General features: G+C 68.8%; 27 protein-coding genes. 4 read left to right on the top strand and 23 right to left on the bottom strand.

Annotated features, from left to right (window positions below; all coding sequences use genetic code 11):
- Positions 1–6: 6 nt before the first annotated feature.
- The 7 genes from VHS75_RS17090 to VHS75_RS17060 all read right to left on the bottom strand — a co-directional run bounded on the left by VHS75_RS17090 (position 7) and on the right by VHS75_RS17060 (position 4,676).
- On the bottom strand, positions 7–1,239 hold the full coding sequence (locus VHS75_RS17090; protein WP_329639819.1) for an RNA polymerase sigma factor: 1,233 nt from the start codon (positions 1,237–1,239) through the stop codon (positions 7–9).
- Between the two features lie 11 nt (positions 1,240–1,250).
- The gene (locus VHS75_RS17085) at positions 1,251–1,652 is read right to left on the bottom strand and encodes a YciI family protein (RefSeq protein WP_329639818.1); all 402 of its coding nucleotides are present in this window, start codon (positions 1,650–1,652) and stop codon (positions 1,251–1,253) included.
- On the bottom strand, positions 1,649–2,431 hold the full coding sequence (locus tag VHS75_RS17080) for a DUF599 domain-containing protein (RefSeq protein ID WP_329639817.1): 783 nt from the start codon (positions 2,429–2,431) through the stop codon (positions 1,649–1,651). Before VHS75_RS17080 ends, VHS75_RS17085 begins: the two co-directional genes overlap by 4 nt.
- Positions 2,424–3,737 (bottom strand): MFS transporter, encoded by a 1,314-nt coding sequence (locus tag VHS75_RS17075; RefSeq protein WP_329639816.1) that lies wholly within the window; start codon positions 3,735–3,737, stop codon positions 2,424–2,426. The genes VHS75_RS17080 and VHS75_RS17075 overlap by 8 nt, the downstream gene beginning before the upstream one ends.
- 64 nt (positions 3,738–3,801) lie before the next feature.
- Entirely contained in the window at positions 3,802–3,954 is a 153-nt protein-coding gene (locus tag VHS75_RS17070) for a DUF3309 family protein (protein ID WP_329639815.1), read from the bottom strand.
- Between the two features lie 69 nt (positions 3,955–4,023).
- Positions 4,024–4,419, bottom strand: coding sequence for a DUF983 domain-containing protein (locus tag VHS75_RS17065; RefSeq protein WP_329639814.1), 396 nt, complete (start codon positions 4,417–4,419; stop codon positions 4,024–4,026).
- Positions 4,420–4,538: 119 nt separating this feature from the next.
- A complete protein-coding gene (locus VHS75_RS17060; protein WP_329639813.1) occupies positions 4,539–4,676 on the bottom strand; it encodes an entericidin A/B family lipoprotein in 138 nt (45 codons plus the stop codon).
- A 393-nt stretch (positions 4,677–5,069) separates the two neighbouring features.
- Here VHS75_RS17060 and VHS75_RS17055 point away from each other — a divergent pair, with 393 nt between their 5' ends.
- Both VHS75_RS17055 and VHS75_RS17050 read left to right on the top strand, forming a co-directional pair.
- On the top strand, positions 5,070–5,672 hold the full coding sequence (locus VHS75_RS17055; RefSeq protein WP_329639812.1) for a CBS domain-containing protein: 603 nt from the start codon (positions 5,070–5,072) through the stop codon (positions 5,670–5,672).
- A gap of 80 nt (positions 5,673–5,752) precedes the next feature.
- On the top strand, positions 5,753–6,148 hold the full coding sequence (locus VHS75_RS17050) for a DUF2784 domain-containing protein (protein WP_329639811.1): 396 nt from the start codon (positions 5,753–5,755) through the stop codon (positions 6,146–6,148).
- Here the strand turns inward: VHS75_RS17050 and VHS75_RS17045 are convergent.
- Both VHS75_RS17045 and lepA read right to left on the bottom strand, forming a co-directional pair.
- Positions 6,120–6,488, bottom strand: coding sequence for a hypothetical protein (locus tag VHS75_RS17045; protein WP_329639810.1), 369 nt, complete (start codon positions 6,486–6,488; stop codon positions 6,120–6,122). The two genes, VHS75_RS17050 and VHS75_RS17045, sit on opposite strands and share 29 nt — an antisense overlap.
- Position 6,489: 1 nt before the next feature.
- Positions 6,490–8,295, bottom strand: coding sequence for a translation elongation factor 4 (gene lepA, locus VHS75_RS17040; protein WP_329639809.1), 1,806 nt, complete (start codon positions 8,293–8,295; stop codon positions 6,490–6,492).
- Between the two features lie 152 nt (positions 8,296–8,447).
- On the opposite strand from lepA, the gene VHS75_RS17035 reads away from it, so the two are divergent.
- On the top strand, positions 8,448–9,176 hold the full coding sequence (locus tag VHS75_RS17035; protein WP_329639808.1) for a DUF1134 domain-containing protein: 729 nt from the start codon (positions 8,448–8,450) through the stop codon (positions 9,174–9,176).
- A 124-nt stretch (positions 9,177–9,300) separates the two neighbouring features.
- On the opposite strand, the gene pheT is transcribed toward VHS75_RS17035, so the two are convergent.
- The 11 genes from pheT to VHS75_RS16980 form a co-directional block, all read right to left on the bottom strand.
- Positions 9,301–11,670 carry a phenylalanine--tRNA ligase subunit beta gene (gene pheT, locus VHS75_RS17030; protein WP_329639807.1) on the bottom strand — a complete coding sequence of 790 codons (2,370 nt, stop codon included), beginning with the start codon at positions 11,668–11,670 and terminating at the stop codon, positions 9,301–9,303.
- Positions 11,671–11,680: 10 nt separating this feature from the next.
- Positions 11,681–12,793: a phenylalanine--tRNA ligase subunit alpha gene (gene pheS / locus VHS75_RS17025; protein ID WP_329639806.1), complete on the bottom strand. Its 1,113-nt coding sequence runs from the start codon at positions 12,791–12,793 to the stop codon at positions 11,681–11,683.
- Between the two features lie 113 nt (positions 12,794–12,906).
- The gene (rplT, locus tag VHS75_RS17020) at positions 12,907–13,263 is read right to left on the bottom strand and encodes a 50S ribosomal protein L20 (protein WP_329639805.1); all 357 of its coding nucleotides are present in this window, start codon (positions 13,261–13,263) and stop codon (positions 12,907–12,909) included.
- A gap of 13 nt (positions 13,264–13,276) precedes the next feature.
- Positions 13,277–13,480, bottom strand: a complete 204-nt coding sequence (gene rpmI, locus VHS75_RS17015) for a 50S ribosomal protein L35 (RefSeq protein ID WP_293368644.1) — start codon at positions 13,478–13,480, stop codon at positions 13,277–13,279.
- A gap of 140 nt (positions 13,481–13,620) precedes the next feature.
- A complete protein-coding gene (gene maiA / locus VHS75_RS17010; RefSeq protein ID WP_329639804.1) occupies positions 13,621–14,283 on the bottom strand; it encodes a maleylacetoacetate isomerase in 663 nt (220 codons plus the stop codon).
- A gap of 26 nt (positions 14,284–14,309) precedes the next feature.
- Positions 14,310–15,515, bottom strand: a complete 1,206-nt coding sequence (locus VHS75_RS17005) for an MFS transporter (RefSeq protein WP_329639803.1) — start codon at positions 15,513–15,515, stop codon at positions 14,310–14,312.
- Complete coding sequence (locus tag VHS75_RS17000; protein ID WP_329639802.1) at positions 15,512–16,759, bottom strand: MFS transporter; 1,248 nt, start codon at positions 16,757–16,759, stop codon at positions 15,512–15,514. Before VHS75_RS17000 ends, VHS75_RS17005 begins: the two co-directional genes overlap by 4 nt.
- A 100-nt stretch (positions 16,760–16,859) precedes the next feature.
- Positions 16,860–17,732, bottom strand: a complete 873-nt coding sequence (gene bla, locus VHS75_RS16995; protein WP_329639801.1) for a subclass B3 metallo-beta-lactamase — start codon at positions 17,730–17,732, stop codon at positions 16,860–16,862.
- On the bottom strand, positions 17,729–18,250 hold the full coding sequence (infC, locus tag VHS75_RS16990; RefSeq protein WP_324358005.1) for a translation initiation factor IF-3: 522 nt from the start codon (positions 18,248–18,250) through the stop codon (positions 17,729–17,731). The genes bla and infC overlap by 4 nt, the downstream gene beginning before the upstream one ends.
- Before the next feature lie 106 nt (positions 18,251–18,356).
- A complete protein-coding gene (locus VHS75_RS16985) occupies positions 18,357–19,346 on the bottom strand; it encodes a glycosyltransferase family 9 protein (protein WP_329639800.1) in 990 nt (329 codons plus the stop codon).
- A complete protein-coding gene (locus VHS75_RS16980) occupies positions 19,346–20,527 on the bottom strand; it encodes a glycosyltransferase family 4 protein (RefSeq protein ID WP_329639799.1) in 1,182 nt (393 codons plus the stop codon). The genes VHS75_RS16985 and VHS75_RS16980 overlap by 1 nt, the downstream gene beginning before the upstream one ends.
- A gap of 60 nt (positions 20,528–20,587) precedes the next feature.
- Between VHS75_RS16980 and VHS75_RS16975 the strand changes: the two genes are divergently transcribed.
- A complete protein-coding gene (locus tag VHS75_RS16975) occupies positions 20,588–21,334 on the top strand; it encodes an alpha/beta hydrolase (RefSeq protein WP_329639798.1) in 747 nt (248 codons plus the stop codon).
- Here VHS75_RS16975 and VHS75_RS16970 read toward each other — a convergent pair.
- From VHS75_RS16970 to VHS75_RS16960, 3 genes are all read right to left on the bottom strand, one after another.
- Positions 21,331–22,194: an SDR family oxidoreductase gene (locus VHS75_RS16970; protein ID WP_329639797.1), complete on the bottom strand. Its 864-nt coding sequence runs from the start codon at positions 22,192–22,194 to the stop codon at positions 21,331–21,333. The genes VHS75_RS16975 and VHS75_RS16970 overlap by 4 nt on opposite strands.
- A 3-nt stretch (positions 22,195–22,197) precedes the next feature.
- Entirely contained in the window at positions 22,198–23,418 is a 1,221-nt protein-coding gene (locus VHS75_RS16965; protein ID WP_329639796.1) for an NAD-dependent epimerase/dehydratase family protein, read from the bottom strand.
- A 126-nt stretch (positions 23,419–23,544) separates the two neighbouring features.
- Positions 23,545–24,414 (bottom strand): UTP--glucose-1-phosphate uridylyltransferase, encoded by an 870-nt coding sequence (locus tag VHS75_RS16960; protein ID WP_329639795.1) that lies wholly within the window; start codon positions 24,412–24,414, stop codon positions 23,545–23,547.
- Positions 24,415–24,605 lie beyond the last annotated feature (191 nt).

Raw genomic sequence — 24,605 nt, 5'->3', positions numbered from 1 at the left:
AAGGCGCTAAGCGCTCAACTCAGCCAGCCGGCGTACCAGGAAGAGCCGCTCCGCGGGCGCAGGCTGCAGGGCCAGGGCCGCGCGCAGGGCTTCGGCCGCCTCGGCGTCACGGCCGGCCTTGGCGAAAAGGCCCGCGCGGGCGGCCTGATAGGGGAGCCAGCCCGCCAGGCGCTCCGGGCCTTCGACGGCGCTGAGCGCGGCCAGGCCCGCGTCGGGCCCCTGCGCTTCGGCCAGAGCGACGGCGCGGTTGACGGCGGCGATCGGCGAGGGGCGCACGGTCAGCAGCGCGTCGTAGAGCGCCACCACATGGGCCCAGGCGGTGAAACCCGTCTCCAGGCGCGTGGCGTGGACGCCGTGGATCGCGGCCATCAGCTGATAGGGGCCGCTGCGGGCCAGTTCGGCGGCGCGGCGCAGCAGGGCCATGGCCTCGCCGATCAGGCGGCGGTCCCAAAGGCGCACGTCCTGTTCCGAGAGGGGGATCATGGCCCCGGCGTCGTCCAGCCGGGCGGGACGGCGCGCCTCGGTCAGGCGGATCAGGGCGGCCAGGCCCAGGACCTCCGGCTCGTCAGGCGCCAGCTCTGCCAAGAGGCCCGAAAGGCGCAGGGTCTCGGCGGCGAGGTCGGCGGCGTCGCCCGCGCCGGCGGCGTCCTCGTAGGCCTGGGCGTAGGCGATCTCCAGAGTGGCCAGCACGGCGTCCAGCCGCTCGGGCCAGGCGTCGGGTCCGGGGATCTCGAAACGGATGCCGGCGTCGCGGATCTTGCGCTTGGCCCGCGTCAGGCGCTGCAGCGTGGCGACCTCGGTGGTCAACCACGCACGGGCGATCCGTTCCACGGAGAGGCCGTAGAGTGTACGCAACGTCAGCGCGATCCGAGCCTCGGGCGCGAGCGCGGGGTGACAGCACACGAAGATCAGCCGCAACCGCTCGTCTGGGATCGGTTCGAAGGCCGCCATCAGGATGGTCTCCGGGTCGGGCTCCGGCTCCGGCGCGTCGCGGACCGCGTCGGCGCGCACCTTGGCCCGACGGCCAAGGTCGAAGGCCCGACGGCGGCCCACAGCATAAAGCCAGGCGGCCGGATCGCGCGGCGGTCCGTCGCGCGACCAGGTCTCCACGGCCCTGAGACTGGCGAAGGCGAAGGCCTCCTCGGCCATGTCCAGGTCGCGGAAGCGCATGGCGAGCGCCGCGCGGATGCGGTCGCCCGCCTCGCGCACGGCCTCGTCCAGGATGCGCTCCGCCTGCACGGCTCAGCCCCTTAGGCCTCGCCGAGCGGCCAGATCGGGCGCACCTCGACGGCGTAGTTCGGCCCGCCGGGGATTTTCTTGGCCCAGCCCACGGCCGCGTCGAGGTCGGGCGCCTCGACCAGATAGTAGCCGCCCAGCTGCTCGCGGGTCTCGGCGTAGGGGCCGTCGTGCAGGCTCTGCACGCCGCCGGTGGTGCGCACGGTGGTGGCGGTGTCGGAGGAGCGCAGGCGGTTGCCTCCGACCATGGCGCCGCTCTCCTGCAGCTCCGCGCCCAGGCGCATGTGGGCGGCGGTGATCTCCTGCATGACCGCCTGGTCGCGCAGGGCCTCGTCGCCGTAAATGATCAGCAGATATTGCATGGTCTCGTCCTCTTGGAGTGCGGCCAGCTTGGCCGACGCGAAGGGTCGCGTCACGGGAGAGACGCGCCGCCTGGCTCGGATTCGACAGCTGTCCTGGACGCCGCCCCCGCGGGCGGTGAGTAGTTCTCGATCAGCTTGCGCAGGTCGGCGATGGCGTAGGCGGCGGGCGAGCGACGCTGACGCCAGACGAGCAGGCCGACCGCGCCCAGGGTGGCGGCGATGAACGGGATCGGGCCGAACAGCCAAGCCGCGGCCGCGAGCGCGAAATAATAGCCGCGCACGCCGGCGTTCACCGAATGCAGCGCCGGGTTCAGCAGCCGGCCCGCCGCGTCGCCGAACGCATGGTGCGTGTCGTCGTCGGCATGCTCGGGCGTCGCGCCGATGGCGGCCAGGACATAGTTCAGCTGGCGGATGCCCCAGATGAAGTCGAGCAGGCCCCGGGCGAGCGTGACCACCACCAGGGCCAGCTCAAGTTCGAACAACAGCCGCGAGGAGGTCTTGATCACCGCAAGGCTGGAGACGTTGCGGAAGCTCGCCTGGCCGCCGAACAGGACACCGGCCGTGGCGGCGATCAGGATCAGGTTCGACGAGGCGAAGAAGGATGACGAGCTCAGGGTCTGGGCCAGCAGCTGGCCATCCATGAAGCGGTTCTGGCGCTTGGCCATATTGTGCATCCAGGCGCTGCGCACCACCGCCAGGTCGGTGTTGATCACCGCTCCGCCTCGGCGGCCCAGCAGGGTCAGCAGGGGCTGGTAGAACAGCCAGCAGACGCCGAACAGGCCGAGTGCGGCAATGTTCAGCGGGCTAAGATCGATGGGTCCAAGGTCAATCATCGGCGATCAGGCTGGTCACGTTGGTGTTGCGAAGCCGCGCCGCGGCTATGGCGCCGGCCATCATGACGATGGCGACGTAGATGTAGAAGCCGCTCTCGATCCTGGCCTGCTTCAGCCACTCGGCGACATATTCCGCCGTGCCGCCGAACAAGGCGTTGGCCAGCGCATAGGGCAGGGAGACGCCCAGCGCCCGCACATGGGCCGGGAACAGCTCGGCCTTCACCACCGCGTTCACCGCCGAATAGCCGGAGTGGCAGAGGATCAGGATCATGATCAGGCCGAACGCCGCCCATGCCGAGGTCGAATGCGAGATGGCGGTCATCACCGGATAGGTGGCCAGCGCGCCCAGGCCCAGGCCCACCGCGATGGTGGTCCTGCGGCCCACGAAGTCGGACAGCCAGCCGACCAGGGGCTGGATCGGCATATAGACCACCAGCACCGCGGCCATGATCGCCGTGCCGGTGTCCTTGGAGAAGCCGGCGGTGTTGACCAGGAACTTCTGCATGTAGGTCGTGTAGGCGTAGAAGGCCAAGGAGCCGGCAGCGGTCAGGACCAGCACGATCGCGAACTCGCGCGGGTGCTGGCGGATCAGCGTCAGGGTGCGCCCGCGCTCAGCCCGGGAAGCCGTCTCGTTCAGATAGGCGCGGGTCTCGTCGAGGCCGGTGCGGATCCAGAAGACGACGATCGCCAGCAGGCCGCCGACCGCGAAGGGGATGCGCCAGCCCCAGGCTGCCAGGTCGGCCTTCGACAGCACGTGCTGCAGGATGACCAGCACCAACAGCGCCGCCACCTGGCCGCCGATCAGGCTGGTGTACTGGAACGAGGACCAGAAGCCGCGGTGTTTGCGGCCGGCCATCTCCGACATATAGGTGGCGCTGGCCCCATACTCGCCGCCGAGCGACAGGCCCTGGACCAGGCGCGCGGCCAGGAGGCCCAGCTGCGCCAGGACCCCGATCTGGGCGAAGGTCGGCAGGACCGCGATGGCGAAGGAGCCCAGGCTCATCAGCGCCACCGATAGCGTCAGCGCCGCGCGCCGCCCGGCCCGGTCAGCATAGACCCCCATCAGCCAGGCGCCGGCCGGCCGCGCCACGAAGCCGGCGGCGAAGATGGCTGCCGTCTGCAGCTGCTGGGCGACGGCGTCGCCCTTCGGGAAGAAGTGGGCGGCGAAATAGAGGCTGGTCGAGGAATAGGCGAACCAGTCGTACCACTCGACCAGATTGCCGGCCGAGCCGCCGAGGATCGCCTTGATCCGCTGCAGTGGCGACATCCGCTCGGTGGCGCCCACCGTCGCTGCGACTTCAGCCATGCATCCCCCGATTGCTCCGAGGGATGCTAGGCGAGTTTGATCGCTACGTCAGGGTGCGCGGAAGCTAGATGCGTCCGAGCAGCACCAGAACGATGATGATGACCAGGATCAGGCCGAGGCCGCCGCTCGGGAAATAGCCCCAGCTGCGCGAATGACCCCAGGTCGGCAGGGCGCCGACCAGCAGCAGGATCAGGATGATGATCAGGATAAGGCCCACGCGTCTCTCCTCCGTGTGACGTCCGAGGCCACGCCAACGGACGGCTACTGCGGAGGTTCCGGCGGCGGACTAGTCTGCGAGATCGGCGGTATGCAGGTGGGCGTCGGTGTCCTTCACGCCGAGCGAATACATCAGTCCGATCCACCCGCCCTTCACCCGCGGCAGGACGGTCAGCGTCAGAACCGCGAGCGCGACCAGGATGATCGGTAGCGAGATGGCCGGGTTCGAGCGCCAGACGACGGAGAAGAACAGCATCGGGGCCACCACCAAGTGGCCGATCAGCAGGATGGTGACATAGGCCGGGCCGTCGTCCGCCGGGTAGCGAGCCAGGTCGGTGTCACAGACCTCGCAACGGCCGTTGACCTTCAGGTACTTCCAGAACAACGCGCCCTTGCCGCAGGCCGGGCAGTGGCCCGACAGGCCCCGGAACACCGAGCGCCGCAGTGGATAAACGATCTCTGCCATGCCGGCCGATATGGGCCTAGTGCAGGCATAAAGAAACCCTGGCGGGCGATCCGTCGCACCGCCGCGAGCGTTCTTTTTTCGCCGCGTTCGTGAGTTTTGGGCCGCGAAGGCCCGAACGCCTAGTGCTTGGCGTCGTCAGCGGTCCTGGTGACCGCGTGGCCGGCGGCCGAGACGTCCTTGCCGACGCCGGACACGGTATTGCAGCTGGCCACCAGCAGGGCCGAAGCGGCAGCGAACAGAACGATCAGGTTACGCATCGAATTCCCCTCCGAATGGGCAGGCATTTCGCCGCTGATCGGGCGACAGTCAAGCTCCCGGCTTGTCCGGCGCTGTCTGAAGCGTGGCCGACCTGTCGTCTTTTCCGTCGGCGCGGCGAACTTCGAGCGGCCGTCAGTGGTTGATAGGGCGGACCGGGGAAGGCGTCTCCGGTCCGGAACCCGAAAATCGGCAGGACGCGATCGCTGTGAGGCAAAGCTCCGCCCCTATCACGATCGAATTCCTGCTCATCAGGAGGAGACAGGCGGATGCCTACTGACAGTGGTCGTTTCGATGCGCCGGCGGACGCGGCTCTCATGCCGTTTCGCTGTTATGCCGCGTTCCTGGCGTCGGCGCAGGAGGGCGCCCTCGCGTTCAGCCAGGCGGCGACGGAGATGACGGCCGGCGCGCTGTCCCTATGCGCCCAGCAAGCCCAGGCCCGCCTGGGTTGGGCGCAGGCCGCGGGACAGGCGCTTGGGGACCTGTCGAATCCCACGATGGCCGCCTATGCGGCGGCCGGAAGACGTCTTGAGTCGGGGAACCACACCCAGGAGGTTGCGATGAAAGTCAGTGAGTGCATGACGCGCGAGGTTCAGATCGTCGACCCCAACGAAACCATCGGTGGCGCGGCGAAGGCCATGGCGAAGCTCGACGCCGGTATCTTGCCGGTGGGCGAGAATGATCGGCTGGTCGGCGTGATCACCGACCGCGACATCGCCATCCGCGCGGTGGCCGCGGGCATGGGGCCGAACGCCAAGGTCGGCGACGTGATGAACTCGGAGGTTAAGTATTGCTTTGACGACCAGGAGATTGACGAGGTCCTGCGCAACATGGGCGAGCTCCAGGTGCGCCGGTTGCCGGTGCTGAACCGCGCCAAGCGGCTCGTCGGCATCGTGTCCCTCGGCGATCTGGCGGCGAACGGCCAGGCCGGGCGCGCCGCCGACGCCCTGAGCCACATCTCCCGACACGGCGGTCTCCACTCGCAGACCGCCCACTGAGCGGGGGCTTCGGCAATAGGGAGGAATCTGCCGGCAGGCGTCCCTTCTCCGGCGACAGGAGGCGGGACACACTCGCCGCCATGAGTTCCGGAGCCCTCGGCCAGATGATCCTGGCCGTCCATCTGCTGGTCATCGCCTTCAACGGGCTGGGCCTGATCGCCATCCCGCTGGGCGCGGCGCTGGATTGGCGGTGGGTGCGTGTGCGGTGGTGGCGGGCCCTGCACGTCGCGTCATGGGCGGCGGTGGCGCTGCAGGCGGCGCTCGGCCGGGCCTGTTTCCTGACGATCTGGCAAGACCGGCTCACCGGCGCCGCGTCGGCTCCGCCGCTGATCCAGCGCTGGGTCGATCGGGCGATCTACTGGCCCCTGCCGATCTGGGTGTTCGCGGCGATCTACCTGGCGCTGTTCGCGATGGTCGTAGGATTGTGGTGGCGGGTTCCGCCGCGCCTCAGTGCTTGGCCAACACGACGCCCATAAGCCAGCCGGCGCCCTGGGCTGTGACGAAAACCTCGTGCGGCGGCAGGGCGTCGATCTGCCGGACAAAGTCGGGAGGTAGGCCCGTTGACCTGACCTGGCTGCGCGACCAGGCGAAAGCGACGCGGTTCGCCTTCAGGAAGTTTTCCACATCCGGCAGGGTGTGCAGCGGTCCCAACTGCTTCACGAACTCGTCCGGCAGCGGCCCCGTCCGCAAGGTCTCCATGTCGTAGATCGCGGGGATCGGTATGGGGACCACGCCTGGTGTCGGCTGGGCGCCGGCAGCGCCGGCCGCCATGGCCAGGGCGGCGGCGAGGATCGGCAGGCGGCGCGGCTGGGCCATGCTAGTCGGCGTCCATCTTCAGGGCGGCGATGAAGGCTTCCTGCGGGATCTCCACCTTGCCGAACTGGCGCATGCGCTTCTTGCCGGCCTTCTGCTTGTCCAGGAGCTTGCGCTTGCGGCTCATGTCGCCGCCATAGCACTTCGCGGTGACGTCCTTGCGTAGCGCCCGGACCGTCTCGCGCGCGATGATCCGCCCGCCGATCGCCGCCTGGATCGGGATCTGGAACATGTGCGGGCTGATCAGGTCCTTCATCTTCTCCACCATGCCGCGGCCGCGCGCCTCGGCGCGGTCAGCGTGGACCAACATGGAGAGCGCGTCCACCGGCTCGGAATTCACCAGGATGGTCATCTTCACCAGGTTGCCGACCCGATAGTCCTCGATGGCGTAGTCAAAGGAGGCGTAGCCCTTCGAAACCGATTTCAGTCGGTCGTAGAAGTCGAACACCACCTCGTTCAGCGGCAGGTCGTAGACCACCAGGGCGCGGGAGCCGACGTAGGAAAGCTCGCGCTGCGACCCGCGGCGATCCTGGCAGAGCTTGATCACGCTGCCGAGGTACTCATCCGGGGTCAGGATGGTGGCCTTGATCCACGGCTCGGCGATGGTGGCGATCTTCACCGGATCGGGCATGTCGGCGGGGTTGTGCAGCTCGACTTCCGTGCCGTCGTTCAGGCCGATCTTGTAGATGACGCTGGGCGCCGTCGCGATCAGGTCGAGGTCGAACTCGCGGCTGAGACGCTCCTGGATGATCTCCAGATGCAGGAGGCCCAGGAATCCGCAGCGGAAGCCAAAGCCCAGCGCCGCCGAGGTCTCCATCTCATAGCTGAACGAGGCGTCGTTCAAGCGCAGGCGCCCGATGGCGGCGCGCAGGTCCTCGAAGTCGGCGGCGTCGACGGGGAACAGGCCGCAGAAGACCACCGGCTGCACGTCACGGAAGCCGGGCAGGGCGGTGGCGGCGGGGCGTTTCTCGTCGGTGATGGTGTCGCCGACCGCGGCCTGGGCCACTTCCTTGATCTGGGCGGTGATGAAGCCGATCTCGCCGGGGCCCAGCTCGTCCACCTCGGTGCGCTTGGGGTTGAACACCCCGATCCGATCGATCAGGTGCGTCGAGCCCTGCTGCATCATCTGCACCCGCTGGCCCTTGCGCAGCGAGCCGTCGATCACCCGCACCAGCACCACCACGCCCAGGTAGGCGTCGTACCAGGCGTCGACCAGCAAGGCCTTCAGCGGCGCGGCCGCATCGCCCTTGGGCGCCGGGAGGCGGTGGACGATGGCTTCCAGCAGTTCGTGGATGCCGGCGCCGGTCTTGGCCGAGGTCAGGACGGCGTTCGAGGCGTCGAGGCCGATGACGTCCTCGATCTGCTGGCGGATCCGCTCGGGCTCGGCGGCCGGCAGGTCGATCTTGTTCAGGACCGGGATGATCTCGTGGTTGTTGTCGATGGCCTGGTAGACGTTGGCCAGCGTCTGGGCCTCGACGCCCTGGCTGGCGTCCACCACCAGGATCGAGCCTTCGCAGGCGGCCAGCGACCGCGACACCTCGTAGGCGAAGTCCACGTGCCCGGGCGTGTCCATCAGGTTCAGGACATAGGTCTGCCCGTCGTCGGCCTTGTAGGAGAGGCGCACGGTCTGGGCCTTGATGGTGATCCCGCGCTCGCGCTCGATCTCCATGTTGTCGAGCACCTGCTCGGTCATCTCGCGCTGGGTCAGCGCGCCGGTCTCCTGGATCAGACGGTCGGAGAGCGTCGACTTGCCGTGGTCGATGTGCGCCACGATGGAGAAATTGCGGATTTGGGAAAGCGGGGTGGTCATGTTGCGCCCGCGTCTAGCACATTCCTTCGCCTCCGCGAGAGAGACGCCCCGGCGAGTTCGCCAAACACGGTTAATCGGGCGTTAAGGCGACACAATCCATCACGACTCTTGGGCGGATTCGAAATCTATGACCTGAGGAGGACTTTGCGCCCATGGACCGTCGAACCCTTATCGTTTCGGGGCTGATGACCCTGGGGGCCGCGCGGCTGGCGAACGCCGAGCCGATCATGCTGCCGCCGGCCCGCAAGCGCGACGTGGCCGCCGCCTCGCCGACGTCGATCGACGACCAGCTGGCGCAGGCCCAGCCGCCGCCTCAGGCGCCGCCGCCGCCCAATTCCACGCCCAGCTATCCGACGGCAGGTCCCACGGACACCTCGGGAACGCCGGCCGTACAGCAGTCGACCTATTCCGAGGATGAGATCGTCCACTCGGTCTCAGATTTCATGGGCGTTACGGCGGAATCGGCCGGCGGCGCGGTGGAGCGGATCTTCAAGAAGAACGGCCGGCCCACCGCCTATATCGCCGGTGAAGAAGGCTCCGGCGCCATCGCCGTCGGCGCGCGCTACGGCCGCGGCCTGCTCTATATGAAGGGCCGCCAGCCGATGGAGGTCTTCTGGCAGGGCCCGTCGGTGGGCTGGGACTTCGGCGGCAACGCCAGCCGCGTGTTCACCCTGTGCTACATGCTTGAAGACCCGCGCGACATCTTCCAGCGGTTCCCGGGCGTCGAGGGCTCGGCCTATTTTGTCGGCGGCCTCGGCGTGAACTACCAGCGCGCCAACGACATCATCCTGGCGCCGATCCGCGCCGGCGTCGGCTTCCGCCTGGGCGCCAACGTCGGCTACCTGGCCTACACCCGCAAACGCAGCATCATCCCGTTCTAGAGCCCTTCCCACTCAGGTTGGATCAACCTGAGTGGACAAGAAGGGCTCCAGATATGGACGACGACCCTGTTCTTTCCCGGCTGACTTCATTCAAGTCGGCCGGGACAGGGTCTAGGGCGGAAGCTCAGCTCCTGAGCTTCGCGCCCAGGGCCTTTTCCGCCGCCATGACGATGCGGGCCGACAGGGCCTCGATCTCCGGGTCCGCGAGCGTCTTTTCCGTCGGCTGGACGGTGACCTCGACAGCGACGGACTTCTGGCCTTCCGGTACGCCCTTGCCCTGGTAGACATCGAAGACGCGAGCCTCGGCGATCAGGGCCTTGTCGGCGCCCAGGATCGGCCGCACCAGCTCGCCAGCCGGCGTCGCCTCGTCCACCAGGAAGGCGAAGTCGCGGCTGAGCGGCATGAGCGGCGAGAGCGTCAGGGCAGCCTTAGTCTTGGTGGCCTTCTTCTTCGGTTCCGGGATGGCGCCCAGGTCCAGTTCGAACGCCAGCATCGGCCCTTCGGCGTCGAGGTCCTTCAGCACCCGCGGGTGCAGCTCGCCGAACTCGGCGACGACGTTCTTGGGCCCGAGCTGCAGACGTGCGGAACGGCCTGGATGCCACCACGGCGAGGCCTGGCCCTGCACGATCTGCAGGCTGGGCGCGCCCATCTCCTCCAGCAGAGCCATCAGGTCGGCCTTCAGCGCGAACAAAGGATCGGATTTGTCGCCCGCCCAGCTGCGCGCCGGGTGCGGGGCCACCAGGGCCGCGACGACGGTCAGCTGGTCGCCCGGCTGGTCGCCCTTGAAAGTCGGGCCGACCTCGAACAGCGCGGCGTCCGCGAAACCCCGGCGCGCGTTCCGGGCCGCGGCCTCGATCAGGTTCGGCAGGATCGACGGACGCATGCAGTCGAGGTCCGAGGCGATCGGGTTGGTCAGCACCAGTTTCGGATCGCCGCCGCCGAACATCCGCGCCCAGGCGGTGCGCATGAAGCTCCAGGTGACGGCTTCTTCGTAGCCGCGCGCGGCCATGGCGCGTCGCGCGTTGCGCATGCGCGCCTGGCGTACGGTCAGCACGCCGCCGGCCGGGCGCGGCATCTCGGGCAGGGGCTCGGCGGGCAGGGCGCCGAAGCCCTCGATCCGGGCCACTTCCTCCACCAGGTCGGCCTTGCCGTCCACGTCGCGCCGCCACGTTGGCGGCGTCACCATCTCGCCGCGCACCGCGAAGCCGAGGGCCGTCAGGATGGCGTCGATCCGCGTGCTGGCCACATCGAGGCCCGACAGCTTCTTCACATAGCCATGGTCGAACTCGAAGGCCGCCGGCGGAGCGGGCGCGTGGCCGGCGACGCGGACGTCGCAGGGCTCGCCGCCGCAGAGGTCGAGGATCAGCCGCGTGGCCATCTCCAGGCCGTCGACCACGAAGCCGGTGTCGACCCCGCGGGCGAAACGGTACTGGGCGTCGGACGTGATCCCGAGCGTGCGGCCGGTCTGGGCCGTGCGGATCGGGTCGAAATAGGCGCTTTCCACGAAGACGTCGGCAGTAGTCTCGCTGACCTTGGTGCTCTCGCCGCCCATGACGCCGCCCAGGCCCACGGCGCCGGAGCCGTCTGCGATGACGCAGACCTCAGGGCCGGCTTCGTAGGTCCTGCCGTCGAGGGCCTCGAGTTTTTCGCCCTCCCGGCCCAGGCGCGCTTCGATGAAGCCGCCACTGAGCTTGGCGGCGTCATAGACGTGCAGCGGCCGGCAGCGGTCGTAGGACATCAGGTTGGTGATATCGACCAGCGCCGAGATGGGGCGCAGGCCCACCGCCGTCAGCTTGCGCTGCAGCCAGGCGGGCGAGGGGCCGTTCTTGACGCCCCTGATCAGCCGCCCGGCGAAGATTGGGCAGGCGTCGCCGTCGACGCGGATCTCGATCGTGGTCGGGCCCTTGCCGGGCACGGGCGCGACCGAGGTGTCCTTCAGCTGGCCCAGGCCGGCCGCCGCCAGGTCCCGGGCGACGCCCACGACGCCCAGCCAGTCGGGCCGGTTGGGCGTGACCTCGAAGTCGATCACGGCTTCCAGGCCGAAGGCGTCGGCGGCGGGCAGGCCGACTTCCAGGCTGTTCGGCAGTTCGACGATGCCGTCCGCCTCGGAATCGATCTCCAGTTCGCGGCCCGAGCAAAGCATACCGTTGGAGACCACCCCGCGCACCGGCCGCGCCTCAAGCGTGATGCCGGAGCCGGGCACGTAGGCGCCGAGCGGGGCGTAGATGGTCGTCAGGCCGGCCCGAGCGTTGGGCGCGCCGCAGACGATCTCCTTACGACCGTCGACCGTGTCGACCTGGCAGACGCGCAGGCGGTCGGCGTTGGGGTGCTGCACGGCCTCGACGACCTTGGCCACCGTAAAGGCGGCCAGCCTCGCCGCTGGGTTTTCCACGTGCTCGACCTCCAGGCCGGCCATGGTCATAGCGTCGACGACCTGATCGACCGTGGCGTCGGTTTCCAGATGCTCCTTGAGCCAGGAGAGCGTGAACTTCATGGCGCTCTCCTCAGCTCAGGCCGGTGGCGGGATTGGGCGCGGCGAAGGCCGAGAAGCCGTAGTGCTCCAGCCAGCGCACGTCCGATGCGAACATGTCGCGCAGGTCGGGCATGCCGTACTTCAGCATCCCCAACCGGTCGATGCCGAAGCCGAAGGCGAAGCCCTGCCAGATGTCGGGGTCGAGGCCGCAGTTGCGCAGCACATTGGGATGCACCATCCCGCAGCCGACCACCTCCAGCCAGTCATCGCCCTGGCCGATCTTGATGTCGCCGCCGGAGCGATCGCAGCGCACGTCCATCTCCGCCGACGGTTCGGTGAAGGGGAAGTGGTGTGGCCGGAAGCGGGTCTCCACCAGGGGCGTCTCGAAGAACCGGGCGATGAAGGTCTCCAGGGTCCACTTCAGGTGGCCCATGTGGATGGCCTTATCGATCACCAGGCCCTCCATTTGGTGGAACATCGGCGTATGGGTGGCGTCCGAGTCCGAGCGGTAGGTGCGGCCGGGCACGACGATGCGGATCGGCGGCGTCTGGCTGGTGGCGATCCAGGACGGCAGCCTGTCGTTCTGGCCCTGCTGCATGGTGCGGATCTGCACGGGGCTGGTGTGGGTGCGCAGCACCTTGCGCTCGCCCTTCTCGTCCTCCGGCAGCCAGAAGGTGTCGTGCATCTCCCGCGCCGGGTGCTTGGGCGGGAAATTGAGGGCCGTGAAGTTGTGGAAGTCGTCCTCGATGTCGGGGCCTTCCGCCAGGCCAAAACCCATCTCGGCGAAGATGGCGATCATCTCGTCCTGAACCTGCATGGTCGGATGCACGCGCCCGCGGCGTTCCGGCGGCGGCGGCAGGGTCAGGTCGACGCGCTCGGCGGCCAGCTTGGCGTCCAGCTCTCCGGCCTCCAGCTCGGCTTTGCGCGCGGCGATGGCGCCGGCGATGCGGTCGCGCAGGCCGTTGATCAAGGGGCCCCGCTCGCGGCGTTCGTCCGGGCTCATCGAGCCCAGGGTCTTGAGCAGCTCGGAAATGGAGCCGGACTTGCCGAGCGCGGCGACGCGCACGGCTTCCAGCGCCGCCACGTCGGACGCGGCGGCGACAGCTGCCGAAAGTTCGGCCTCGAGTTTGGTCAGATCGGTCATGTGACGGGTGTCCTACCCTGCGGTCTTCATGGGGAGAAGAGGGCAGCAAAAAGCCCTCCGGCTGTTCGGCCGAAGGGCTTTGGAATGCTTCGAGGTCTAGACGACCCTCAGCCTCAAGCCAGCGCGGCGCGAACCTTCTCTGCGATGGCCTTGAAAGCGGCTGGGTCGCTGCCCGCGATATCCGCGAGGACCTTGCGGTCCATTTCGATCCCGGCCCGATCAAGACCGTGGATAAATCGGGCGTAGGTCATGCCCTCTTCGCGGGCCGCGGCGTTGATCCGTTGGATCCACAGCGAGCGGAACTGACGCTTGCGGACCTTGCGGTCGCGGTAGGCGTACTGGCCGGCCTTGTCCACGGCCGCCTTGGCGGTGCGGATGGTGTTCTTGCGGCGCCCGTAGAAGCCCTTGGCCTGCTCGAGAACCTTCTTGTGCTTGGCGTGGGCGGTGACGCCCCTTTTCACGCGTGCCATCTGTCAGCGCTCCTTAGCTGAGACCGTAGGGCAGGAAGATCTTGATGGTCTTCGCGTCGGACGCGCTCATCACCTTCGTGCCACGGTTCTGACGGATGTACTTGGCGTTGTGGGAGAGCAGGCGGTGGCGCTTGCCAGCCACACCGGCCTTGATCTTCCCGGACGCAGTGAGTTTGAAGCGCTTCTTAGCGCCTGACTTCGTCTTCAGTTTCGGCATTTCACTGCGGAGCGATGAAGCCCCGTCCTCTGGCGTATTGATGAGCCGCCCTGGCATGCCATGGGCCAGGCGGCTCCGAAGGGTGGGGCTGATAGACGAAAGACCTCGCGAAAGCAAGGGTCGGCGCGCGGCGGCCTCGATCAGCCGGGCGCGCCGAGTTGGCGGCTCGGGTGGGCATTGGCGAACGCTTCCAGGGCGTCGCAGCGTTCGATGATCCGCGCGACCGTGGGCGTCTGCGCAAGGTCGATCCGCAGGTTGCGGGCGGCGATCCCAAGATTGCCCAGGCAGATGTCGGCGAAGGTGACGCTGTCGCCGTGGCAGAAAGCGCCGGTCGCTGAGGCGCCGGCCAGCCGGGTTTCCATGGCGGCCAGGCCGCGGGCCACCCAGTGGGTGCTCCACGCGTGCACGGCTGCCTCGCCGAGCCCTGCCTCGGCCGCCAGGTAGGTCCGCACCCGCGGCACGATCAGCGGGTGGGTGTCGCTGACGACCAGAGCGGCCAGCGAGCGCACGCGGGCGCGGCCGCGCAGGTCGGCGGGCAGCAGCGCCGGTTGCGGATAGCGTTCCTCAAGATATTCCAGGATGGCCATCGACTGGGTGAGCGGCGCCTGGCCGGGCTCGATCAGGGCCGGCACGGCCCCTTCCGGGTTCACGGCCAGGAAGTCCGGTGCGAACTGCTCGCCGGCGTCGAGGTCGATGGCGAGCTCGCGCACGGCGACGCCCTTCAGGGCCAGGGCCACCCGGACCCGATAGGCCGCCATGGAGCGCCAGAAGCCGTAGAGGACGAGCGAGGGTTGATCGGGCATGGCCAAGTTCTCCTCTCCGCCGCGCGTCACGCGACGTTATGCACCCGCTGGCGCACCTGCGCTGCGAACCAGAGCCCTGGCAGGATCAGCAGCGCCGCCACGGCGAACGGCGCGCCGATGCTCAGCGAAAAGAGCTCGCCCGCCAGAACCGGGCCGCCGATGCGGGCCAACGCCATGCCGCTCATATTGAGGCCCAGCATCTCGCCCTGCCGGTCGGGCGGTGCGGCCTGCGAGATCAGGGCGGTCAGGTTCGGGAAGCAGATCGACTGGCCGATGCAGACCAGGGCGAAGCCTGCCATGGCCACTGGCCAGATCGGCGAGAGCCACTGCACCACCAGGCCAAACCCCATCAGCACCAACCCGCCGGTCAGCGTCCTGGGCTCGCCGTAGCGGCGCACGAGGCGGCCCGACAGCCAGCCCTGGCAGAAGGCGCCCAGGAGGCCGATGCCCATGAAGGCCAGGCCGATCTGCCGGGGACCCCAGCCGAAGCGAGCCTGGGTCCAGAGGCCGTAGGTCGCCTCGATGCCGGCGAAGCCCACAACGACGATGAAGCTGATCGCCAGGATGCGGCTGATGACGTCGTGCGCCCAGGCCTCCTTCAGACCTTCGATCCGCGGCCGGTGCGGCCGATGCGACGAAGCTTCGGGCCGGCTCTCGCGCACGAAGACCACCACCGCCAAGGCCGAAGCCACCGCGAAACCCGCGGCCACCAGTAGGGGCAACTGGAAGCCCAGCGCGCCGCGGCTGGGCTGGGCCAGCAGGCCGCCGATCGCCGGGCCGGTGGTGAAGCCGGCGCTGAAGGCCGCGCCCATGATCCCCATCCGCGCGGCGCGCTTCTCCGGCGGGGTGATGTCGGCCATCGCGCCTTGCAGGGTCGAGATGTTGCCGGCGAAGATGCCGGTCATGAAGCGGATCGCGAAGGCCGCCCAGATGTTGGGCGCGAAGGCCAGGGCGGCATAGCTCACCGCCACCGCGGCGATGGTGACGATCAACACCGGCTTGCGCCCGATCCGGTCCGACAGCCGGCCCCAGAACGGCTCGCCCAGGAACTGGCCGAAGGAGAAGGCCGAGAACATCAGGGTGACCTGCCAGGCCGGGGCGTTGAACGCCTTGGCGAAGAACGGCAGCAGGGGGATCACCAGGCCGAAGCCGGCGATCATCAGATAGATCACCGTCAGCAGGACGATCAGCGCCCGGCGCTCGGCGGCGGCCTCGGGCGTGATCGCGCTCATCCCTCGGCCTCCCAGCCGACATGGCCCTGCACTGTGCGCGGCGGCGCCCGGCGCGCGGCGCTGAGCGCCAGGAGGATCGCCGGCGCTACGATCAGCGCCCCCTGGATAAAGGGCGCATTGATGCTGATGTTGGCGAAGGTCAGGCCGGCCGACAGCGGCCCCACGAACCGTGCGAAGGCGCCCGAGGCGTTGTTGAGGCCGAGGATCTGGCCCTGCCGATGCGGGTCGGCGGTGCGCGAGATCAGGGCGCCTACATTGGGCCAGGCCACCGACTGGCCGATGGCGGTGACGCACATCAGGGCGGTGGTCATGACGAGGCCCGTGGAGAACGGTTGCAGCACCGAACCCAGCGCATTGACGCCCATGCCGATGGCCAGCATGCGGCCCTCGCCGAACCGCTCCGACAGCGGGCCGGTGATGAAGAACTGGGTGAGGGCGGCGACCAGGCCTACGGCGGCGAAACAGACGCTGATCTGGCGCGGGCCCCAGCCAAACCGCGCCAGGCCCCAGAGGCCGAAGGTCGACTCGATGCCCGTGAAGGCGAAACCCACCAGGAAGGTTAGCAGCATCAGCCGTCCGATCACCGGATTGCTCACTGCCTCGCCGATGGCGGCCCAGCGGCTGGGCCGATGGCTGATCGACTGGTCGCGGATTTTGCTCTCGCGGATGAAGAGGATGATGCCCGTCACCGCCACGGCCGACAGCGCCGCGGCGATGAACAGCGGAATCCGGAAGCCGATCGGCCCCATGTCGGTGTGAGCGAAGGCGCCGCCGACCGCGGGGCCCACGATCATGCCGACGTTCCAGGCCGCGCCCTGCCGCGACAGCATCCGCGCGCGCCGCTCCGGCGGCGTGACGTCGGCGATATAGCCCTGGATCACCGCGCCATTGCCGCTCATCAGCCCGCCCAGGAACCGGATCACGAACGCCGCCGCCACATTCGGCGCGAACGCCAGCGCCAGGTAGCAGAGGCAGTTGCCGGTGATGGTCGAGATCAAGAGCGGCTTTCGCCCATAGCGGTCCGACAGCCGCCCCCAGAAGGGCTCGCCGAAGAAGCCGCCCATGGCGTAGGCCGAGAAGATCAGCGCGATCTGCCACGGCGCCGCGTGCATCGACTTGGCATAGAAGGGCAGCAACGGGACGATGATCCCGAAGCCCAGCATGTTGATGAAGATGACGGCGATCAGCGACGGCGCGGCCCACTGGGACGGCGTCGACGCCTCCCGCGGCGCAGTGTCGGACATGGGCGGGTTGGTAAGCCTGGCGTGTTGCAACGGCAAGGCTGGTGGCGCGCGCTTCGGCCGATCGTGGCCCCGCGTTGGCGCCGGGCCACAGTGCGCGCGCTTACGGGTTCTGCTTTTTCAGCTCTTCGCGGAAGTGGGCGTCGGAGCGGTCGACGAAGTTGCGGCAGCCGGCGGGATCGACGAAGGCGTCGGCCTTGCCGGCGTCCAGCGCCGCCTTCTTCGCCTTCATGTTGAAGAACGAGCCGTGGCTGGCGATGAACACCTCGCACGGTGCGCTGCGCCAGAAGGCGAAGCTCTTGCGGTAGTCCTCGGTCTGGCCCGGATAGGTCTCGGTCTTGCCGAGCTTGTAGCCGGGCAGCACCGAGGCCGAGCAGAGGTCCAGCGCCTGGCGCACCTTGCCGGCCACGGTGACCGGGAAGGTCCAGGTGGTGCAGCCCGCGGTGTGGCCGCCGGTGATGTGGGCGGTCAGCGTCCAGCCGCCCAGGCTGACCTTGTCGCCGTCCTTCACCGTCACGTCCGGCTTCACCGCCTCGTAGTAGAAGCGGTCGCCCTTGAGGAACGGGTCGCCGTGGCCGCCGGCGGCGACGATCGCCCCGTCCGCGGCGCTGGCGTAGAACTTCACGTCCGGCGCGGCGGCGCGCTTGATCTCCGCCAGGCCCGCGGCGTGGTCGAAGTGCTCGTGGGTGTTGAGCAGGATTCTGATGTTCTTAGGGTCGAACCCCAGGGTGCGGATGTTCTGCAGCACCTGATGGCCCACCGGCGCGTCGCCGCCGTCGATGACGATCAGGCCGGCCTTGGTGACGATCAGAAAGGACGTGTAGTCCGAGGCCCCGACATAATAGAGCCCCTCGCCGATCTTGAACGGTGCGAAGGGCTCGTGGCCGGACTCGATCGACTGGCCATGGGCCGAAAACGCGAGAGCGGCCGCCGTGACGGCGACCGCTCCCGGGATCTTCAGGTTTGCCCGGCTCACCGAGGGGCCAGGATCATGATCATCTGGCGGCCCTCCATGCGCGGTTCGTACTCGCACTTGGCGATGGGCTCGAAATCCGCGCGCACCCGTTGCAGCAGCTTCATGCCGAGCTCGGGGTGGGCCAGTTCACGACCGCGGAAGCGCAGGGTGACCTTCACCTTGTCGCCCTCCTCGAAGAAGCGGTTCATCGAGCGCTGCTTCACTTCATAGTCGTGGATATCGATATTGGGGCGGAGTTTGATCTCCTTGATTTCCTGAACCTTTTGCCGCTTCCGCGCCTCGTTCTTCTTCTTCTGCTCCTGGAATTTGAACTTGCCGTAGTCCAGGATCTTACAAACGGGCGGATCCGCGTTGGGGACGATCTCGACCAGATCGAGGCCCGCCTCCTCGGCGGCCTCCATGGCGGAAGATGTGGGCATCACACCCTGCTTCTCGCCGTTCTGATCGATGAGCAGAACCTTGGGGACGCGGATTTCATCATTGATGCGCAGCCCGTCCTTGACGGGAGGGGCGTTCATGGGACGGCGAATAGGCGAGGCTCCTAAGGTTGTTTCAACACAAACACCGGCGCACGCGAACGGGCTCCGGCCGACACAACCTATATGATTTAGCGCCTCTGCGCTATCAAGCCGCGCCCCGGCCGGAGGGCAGCAGAGAGGCCGCCGCCTGCGCCACTTTCGCCACAGGCAGTTCGGCCAATTTCGGCGCCTGCAGCACCGCCACCTTGCCGCGCGGCGCCGATAGCTCAGGGTCCGACGCGCTGGAGAACAGCACCACCGTCGGCGCCCCGGCCGCGGCCGCCAGGTGCAGCGGCCCGGTGTCGTTGCCGACCGCCAGAGCCGCCTTGGCGCCCAGGATGGCGATGGAGGCGAAGTCGGTGCGGCCGGTCAGGTCGCGCGTGCCGGGCGCCTGGCGCTGGATCGCCTGGGCGAGCGCCGCCTCCTGCGGTCCGCCGATCACCACGATGTCCAGGCCGCGCGCGTAGAGGATGCGGGCCAGCTCGCCGTATTTCTCCACCGGCCAGCGCTTCTCCGGGCGGTGCGCCGAGCCGCCGGGCACGAACATGGCGTAGGGCTTGGGCCTCACGCCCGCCGCCGGCGGCCGCGCCCCGGCGCCGCCCGCCAGCACCCAGGCCAGGTCCGGCGCGGGCGCGGTCCCAGGCTCGGTCGGCGCGTCCGGCCAGATGCCGGCGTACATCAGTTGGTCGGCCTGGCGCTCCAGAGTGTGCATGCCGTTGCGCAGGGGATTGCTGTGCGGCAGCGACGCCCCGAAGGCGACGCCCGACCACGCCGGCGGATGGGGCCGCATGACCTGGAAGATGCGGTTGGAATGGCCGGAGGTCTGCAGATCGTAGACCCGGTTGAAATGGGCGTCGCGCAGGCGTTTGCGCAGCGCGATCCACTGGGCGAACCCCTCGGGCCGGCCGTCGGTCCACACCGCGTTGAAGTAGGGCGAGGCCTTGGCCAGGGCCTCGAAGGGCGGGGTGGTCAGCAGCGTGATGTGCGCCTTGGGATGGGCCTGCCGGATCTTCTTCATCGCGGCCAGCGCCAGGACGAAATCGCCCAGCGCGGAAAGCTTGATCACCAGAATCTTCTGAACCTCGCGCCGGGCCATCAGGCGGCCTCGTGCGGCTGGCGCCGCGCCTCCAGCACGCGCTCGTAGGCGGCGAGCGTCGCGGCGCACATCACATCGACCCGGTAGAGCTGACGGGTCCGGTTCATGCCGGTCTCGCCCATCTTGGCGCGCTCGCCGGCGCCTAAGTCGATGGCCCGAGCCATGGCGGTCGCCCAGGCCGCGGCGTTCTCCGGTGGGACCAGCCAGCCGGTGATCCCGTCGACCACCGTCTCGGTCGTGCCGCCATGGTTGGAGGCGATCACCACGCGGCCCATGGCCTGCGGTTCGACGGCGGTGCGGCCGAAGCTTTCGGGGACGGTGGTGGGCAGCAGCGCGACATCGGCCAGCAGGAACGCGGCGGGCATGTCATCACAGTGTCCGACCAACCGGATCTGCTTGTCGAGCCCGGCTGCGGTGATCGCCGCGATCAGCTCCTCGCGATATTCGGTGCGGCCCTGATCGTCGCCGGCGAAGAGGATCAGGAAGTCGTCGCGGCCCTGGGCGGCCAGCCGCGCGGCGGCCTCGATGATCGTCAGGTGGCCCTTGAGGCGGGTCAGCCGCCCGGCCAGCAGGAAACGCGTGCGGCGGTCGGCGATGTCGATCCCCCAGGCCTCGCGCAGCGCCGCCATCCGGTCCGGCGTCACCCACGCGGGGTTGAACCGGTCCAGGTCCACGCCGCGCGGAATGGCGATCACCTTGTCGGGGTCAACGGCATGTTCGGCCAGAACGTGGCTGCGGGTATAGTCGGAGTTGGCGATCACCAGGTCGCCGCGGGTCATGACCGCGTTGTACCAGCGCTTCAGGCCGCTCTGGGCCTTGTAGACCCCGTGATAGGTGGCGACGAATGGCGTGCCCGTCGTCCGCGCTGCCCAAAGGGCCGCGAAGGCCGGCGCGCGGGACCTGGCGTGAACCAGGCTCACGTTTTCCGAGCGGATCAGGTCCACCAGCCGCGCGGCGTTGCCCAGCATCACCAGCGGGTTCTTCGACTGCACCGCCATCTGGGCCAGACGCCCGCCGTCGGCTTCCAGCCGCGCCGTCATCCGCCCGCCGCGGGTGGCGACGAAGGCGCGGCCGCCGCCGGCGATCACCGCGCGGGCGACGTCGATGGTGGTCTGCTCAGCGCCGCCGGTTTCCAGCTCCGGGACGACCTGCAGCAGAGTGAAGTCAGGGGGAAGGGCCACACCCTTCACTTACCCCGAAACGAGGTGGCGTAAAGGCCGCCGCGCGCTATCTGTCGACGGATGAGTGAACGCGCCGGTACCCTCGACCGCCCCGACGGCGAACGCCTGGCTTGGCGCGCGGTCGATGGCGTCGGCCCGACAGTCGTCTGGCTGGGCGGATTCCGCTCCGACATGACCGGGACCAAGGCCGAGGCTTTGGCCGAATGGGCGCAGGCGAAAGGTCGCGCTTACCTGCGGTTCGACTACCTCGGCCACGGCCAATCCAGTGGAGATTTCCAGGCCAAGGGGACGATCACCCGCTGGCGCGAGGACGCGCTGGCGGTGCTGGATGCGTTGGTCGACGGCCCTGCGATCCTGGTGGGCTCGTCCATGGGCGGCTGGATCGCCTGCCTGGCCGCCATGGCGCAGCGCGGGCGGGTCGCCGCGATGGTGCTGATCGCGCCGGCGCCCGACTTCACCGAGAAGCTGATGGCTCCTGAAATTCCGCCGGAGGGCCGCGCGGCCCTGGCCGCTGACGGGGTCTGGCTGCGGCCGTCCGAGTACGGCGATCCCTATCCGATCACCCGGGCCCTGCTGGAGGACGGGGCGCGCTGGTCGATCCTCGGCTCCGAGCCTGTGCCGATCGAGGTTCCCGTGCGCATCCTGCAGGGCGGCGCCGACCCGGATGTGCCGTGGCGCCACGCGCTCGAACTGGCCAATGCGCTGAGCGGCCAGGACGTCACCTTCACCCTGATCAAGGACGGCGACCACCGGCTGTCACGGCCCCAGGACATCGCCCGCCTGATCGCGGCGGTGGAGGAATTCTAGCCGCGCTCCGCCGCCAATATCGCCGCCAGCCCCTCGCGATAGGTCGGATAGGCCGGACGCCAGCCGAGCTCGGCCTTGGCCCGGGCGTTCGAGACGCGCTTGCTCTCGGCGTAGAAACGCAGCGCCGCTGGCGACAGTCCGGCCTCGGCGAGCGGGACTTCCGGCGGGATCGGCAGGCCCAGGAGCCGCGCCGCATAGGCGATCACCGCGCTGTTGGGGCAGGGCTCGTCGTCGCAGAGATTGTAGACGCCGCCCGCGCGCGGCCGCGCGATCGAGGCCTCAAGGCCGGCGGCGAGGTCATCCACGTGGACCCGCGAGAAGACCTGGCCGGGGCTCACGATCCGCCGCGCCTGCCCGGCCCGCAGGCGGTCCAGGCCCGAGCGGCCGGGGCCGTAGATGCCGGGCAGGCGAAACACCTGCACAGTGAGGCCCATGCCGCGGCCGATCTCCAGCCAGTCGCGTTCCGCGCTCACCCGGCGCGCGCCCTCCACCGATTGTGCGGCCAGCCGGCTGGTTTCCGTCACCCAGCCGCCGTGGCGGTCGCCGTAGACCCCGGTGGTGGAGAGGTAGCCGATCCAGTCCGGAAAGGCGTTCGCCGTGGCGAGGGCGGGGACCAAGGCCTGCAGACCCGGGCAGCCCTGCGCATCCGGCGGCGAGGTGACCAGCACGGCCTGGACATCGCGCAGGGCGAGCGCGAGGGCGCGTTTGTTCCCGGCGGGGATAGGCGTGACGCCTTCGACGTCCAGCTTCGCGCGATCGGCCGGATGGCGGATCGTCGCCGATACGCTCCAGCCCTGAGGCTGTAGACGCCGGGCCAGGGCTCGGGCCGAGAAGCCATAGCCGAAGACGAACAGCCGCAACCGCTATTCCGCCGCCTGCAACGCGCCGGTGTCCTGCGCGGCGTCTTGGGCCGCCTGGGCCCGCTCGGCGTTCCAGCAGGAGACGCAGGGGATCTTCGACAGGTCCGCGCGGTGGGCGTAGCGGCGGGCGATCTCGGCGATATCCAGCATCAGCCCATCCTGCAGGGTGATCGGCTCCAGGCCCAGCCCCAGGAGCCGGCGGTTCTCGACCAGCAGCTCGTTCTCCTCAGCCTCCTGGCGTGGATTGGGCAGGTGCGCGACTTCGGCGCCGGTCAGGGCGGCGACCATTTCAGCCAGATCGCGGACCCGCCAGCACTCGGTCATCTGGTTCATCACCTTGACCCGATCGCCGCGCGACGGCGGGTGCTGCAGCGCCAGTTCCACGCAGCGCACGGTGTCCTGGATGTTGATGAAGGCCCGCGTCTGGCCGCCGGAGCCGTGGACGGTCAGCGGGTAGCCCACGGCCGCCTGCATCAGGAACCGGTTGAGTACGGTGCCATAGTCGCCGTCGTAGTCGAAGCGGTTGATCAGGCGAGGGTCCAGCCGGGTCTCTGCCGTCTGGGCGCCCCAGACGATGCCCTGGTGCAGGTCGGTGATCCGCATGCCGTCGTTCTTCGCGTAGAACTGGAAGGCCAGCGCATCCTGGGTCTTGGTCAGGTGGTAGATCGAGCCGGGGCTGGCCGGATAAAGGATCTCGCGCTCGGCCCAGCCGTCGCCGGTCTCGACCTTGACCGTCAGATAGCCCTCGGGGATCGCCACGCCGGCCGTGCCGTAGCCGTAGACCCCCATGGTGCCGAGGTGGGCGAGGTGGATGTCGAGCCCGCTCTCGACGATGGCCGCCAGGATGTCATGGGTCGCGCCGACATTGCCGGCGACGGTGTAGCGCTTGTGCGCCGCCGACTTCATCGAATAGGGCGCGGCCCGCTGTTCGGCGAAGTGGACCACGGCGTCCGGGCGAAAGCTCCTGAGCAGGCCCACCAGGGCCTCGAAGTCGCGCCCGACCGTCAGGTCGTGGGCGGCGATGCTGCGGCCGGAAACCTCGCGCCAGGCGGCGAGCCGGGTCTCCAGGGGCTCGATGGGGGTGAGCGAGCCGGCGCCCAGCTCCTCGTCGATGCGGCGGCGCGCGCCGTTGTCGACGATGGCCACCTCATGGCCGCGGGCGGACAGGTGTAGCGAGGTGGGCCAGCCGCAGAACCCGTCGCCGCCGAGGATCAGAACGCGCATTCCCCGCTCCGTTCGATGTCCCCCGCAACTGCGCTAACGCGCGAACGCGGCGTTCGCCAAACCGAATCTGGATGAAATCCGGTTCCTCCGGGCTAGGCCGCCCGTGCGACAGTCCGGTGACGCCGGTTACAGCAGCGCCTTGATCGCCGCCCGCGCCTCGTCGGCCAGGTCGGGGCGGCGTAGGGCGAAGGCGACGTTGGCGCGCAGGAGGCCGATCTTGTCGCCGCAGTCGTAGGTCGTCCCCTCGTATTCCAGAGCGTGGAAATCTTGGGTCTTCATGAGACTTGCCATTCCATCCGTCAGCTGGATCTCGCCGCCGGCGCCGCGCGGCTGGGTCTCCAGGATGTTGAAGATCTCCGGCTGCAGGATGTAGCGGCCCGAGATGAACAGGTTCGAGGGCTCGGTTCCCAGCGGCGGCTTTTCGACCATGCCGGTCATGCGGTTCAGCCGCCCGTCCTGCGCATCGAGCGCGACGATGCCATACTTGTTGGTCTCGCCCTCGGGCGCCGGCTCCACGACCACGATGTTGCCGCCGACCTTGTCGTAGGCGTCGACCGCCTGGGCCAGCGCAGCGCGGTCGGCGGCCATCAGCATGTCGGGCAGCATCACCGCGAAGGGCTCGTCGCCGATCACCTCGCGGGCGCACCAGACCGCGTGGCCCAGACCGAGGGGCGCCATCTGGCGGATGAAGCTCATCTCGCCGGGCGTCCCTAAATCGCGGCGGACGTCGGCGAGGATGTCGAGTTTGCCTTTGGCTTCCAGGGCGTTCTCGACCTCCGGCATGGCGTCGAAATAGTCTTCGATCGCCCCCTGGCCGCGGCCGACAATGAACACGAAATGCTCGATGCCCGCGGCGCGGGCCTCCTCGACCACATAGGACAGGATCGGCCGGTCGACGACGTTCAGCAGGTTTTTTGGCGTGGTCTTGGCGCCCGGCAGCACCCGCGTGCCCAGCCCCGCCACCGGCAAAACAGCCTTGCGAACCCGCTTGCTCATCCAGGACCCTCTTACGATCGACAAGTTCGGCGACGCCGCCTTCGGTGCTAGAGGAGTAGGGCCTTGAAATCCACCGCGGCTGCGACGAAAAATCGCGTTGGACGCACGATCACGATTTCGGGAACTCACGAAGCCGTGTAAGAGTCGTGACGTTAGTCGGGGGATCGTCCCTCCATAGTCCTCCAGGGGAG

It is taken from the genome of Phenylobacterium sp. (assembly GCF_036264965.1).
Lineage (GTDB): Bacteria > Pseudomonadota > Alphaproteobacteria > Caulobacterales > Caulobacteraceae > Phenylobacterium.
This window is presented reverse-complemented; position numbering and strand designations above follow the sequence as displayed.

Excerpts from the sequence above, each read along its gene's own strand:
- VHS75_RS17080 (WP_329639817.1), bottom strand. The coding sequence starts at position 2,431 with ATGATTGACCTTGGACCCATCGATCTTAGCCCGCTGAACATTGCCGCA.
- VHS75_RS17075 (WP_329639816.1), bottom strand. The coding sequence starts at position 3,737 with ATGGCTGAAGTCGCAGCGACGGTGGGCGCCACCGAGCGGATGTCGCCA.
- VHS75_RS17065 (WP_329639814.1), bottom strand. The coding sequence starts at position 4,419 with ATGGCAGAGATCGTTTATCCACTGCGGCGCTCGGTGTTCCGGGGCCTG.
- VHS75_RS17060 (WP_329639813.1), bottom strand. The coding sequence starts at position 4,676 with ATGCGTAACCTGATCGTTCTGTTCGCTGCCGCTTCGGCCCTGCTGGTG.
- VHS75_RS17055 (WP_329639812.1), top strand. The coding sequence starts at position 5,070 with ATGACGGCCGGCGCGCTGTCCCTATGCGCCCAGCAAGCCCAGGCCCGC.
- VHS75_RS17050 (WP_329639811.1), top strand. The coding sequence starts at position 5,753 with ATGAGTTCCGGAGCCCTCGGCCAGATGATCCTGGCCGTCCATCTGCTG.
- VHS75_RS17045 (WP_329639810.1), bottom strand. The coding sequence starts at position 6,488 with ATGGCCCAGCCGCGCCGCCTGCCGATCCTCGCCGCCGCCCTGGCCATG.
- lepA (WP_329639809.1), bottom strand. The coding sequence starts at position 8,295 with ATGACCACCCCGCTTTCCCAAATCCGCAATTTCTCCATCGTGGCGCAC.
- VHS75_RS17035 (WP_329639808.1), top strand. The coding sequence starts at position 8,448 with ATGGACCGTCGAACCCTTATCGTTTCGGGGCTGATGACCCTGGGGGCC.
- pheT (WP_329639807.1), bottom strand. The coding sequence starts at position 11,670 with ATGAAGTTCACGCTCTCCTGGCTCAAGGAGCATCTGGAAACCGACGCC.
- pheS (WP_329639806.1), bottom strand. The coding sequence starts at position 12,793 with ATGACCGATCTGACCAAACTCGAGGCCGAACTTTCGGCAGCTGTCGCC.
- rplT (WP_329639805.1), bottom strand. The coding sequence starts at position 13,263 with ATGGCACGCGTGAAAAGGGGCGTCACCGCCCACGCCAAGCACAAGAAG.
- rpmI (WP_293368644.1), bottom strand. The coding sequence starts at position 13,480 with ATGCCGAAACTGAAGACGAAGTCAGGCGCTAAGAAGCGCTTCAAACTC.
- maiA (WP_329639804.1), bottom strand. The coding sequence starts at position 14,283 with ATGCCCGATCAACCCTCGCTCGTCCTCTACGGCTTCTGGCGCTCCATG.
- VHS75_RS17005 (WP_329639803.1), bottom strand. The coding sequence starts at position 15,515 with ATGAGCGCGATCACGCCCGAGGCCGCCGCCGAGCGCCGGGCGCTGATC.
- VHS75_RS17000 (WP_329639802.1), bottom strand. The coding sequence starts at position 16,759 with ATGTCCGACACTGCGCCGCGGGAGGCGTCGACGCCGTCCCAGTGGGCC.
- infC (WP_324358005.1), bottom strand. The coding sequence starts at position 18,250 with ATGAACGCCCCTCCCGTCAAGGACGGGCTGCGCATCAATGATGAAATC.
- VHS75_RS16985 (WP_329639800.1), bottom strand. The coding sequence starts at position 19,346 with ATGGCCCGGCGCGAGGTTCAGAAGATTCTGGTGATCAAGCTTTCCGCG.
- VHS75_RS16975 (WP_329639798.1), top strand. The coding sequence starts at position 20,588 with ATGAGTGAACGCGCCGGTACCCTCGACCGCCCCGACGGCGAACGCCTG.
- VHS75_RS16965 (WP_329639796.1), bottom strand. The coding sequence starts at position 23,418 with ATGCGCGTTCTGATCCTCGGCGGCGACGGGTTCTGCGGCTGGCCCACC.
- VHS75_RS16960 (WP_329639795.1), bottom strand. The coding sequence starts at position 24,414 with ATGAGCAAGCGGGTTCGCAAGGCTGTTTTGCCGGTGGCGGGGCTGGGC.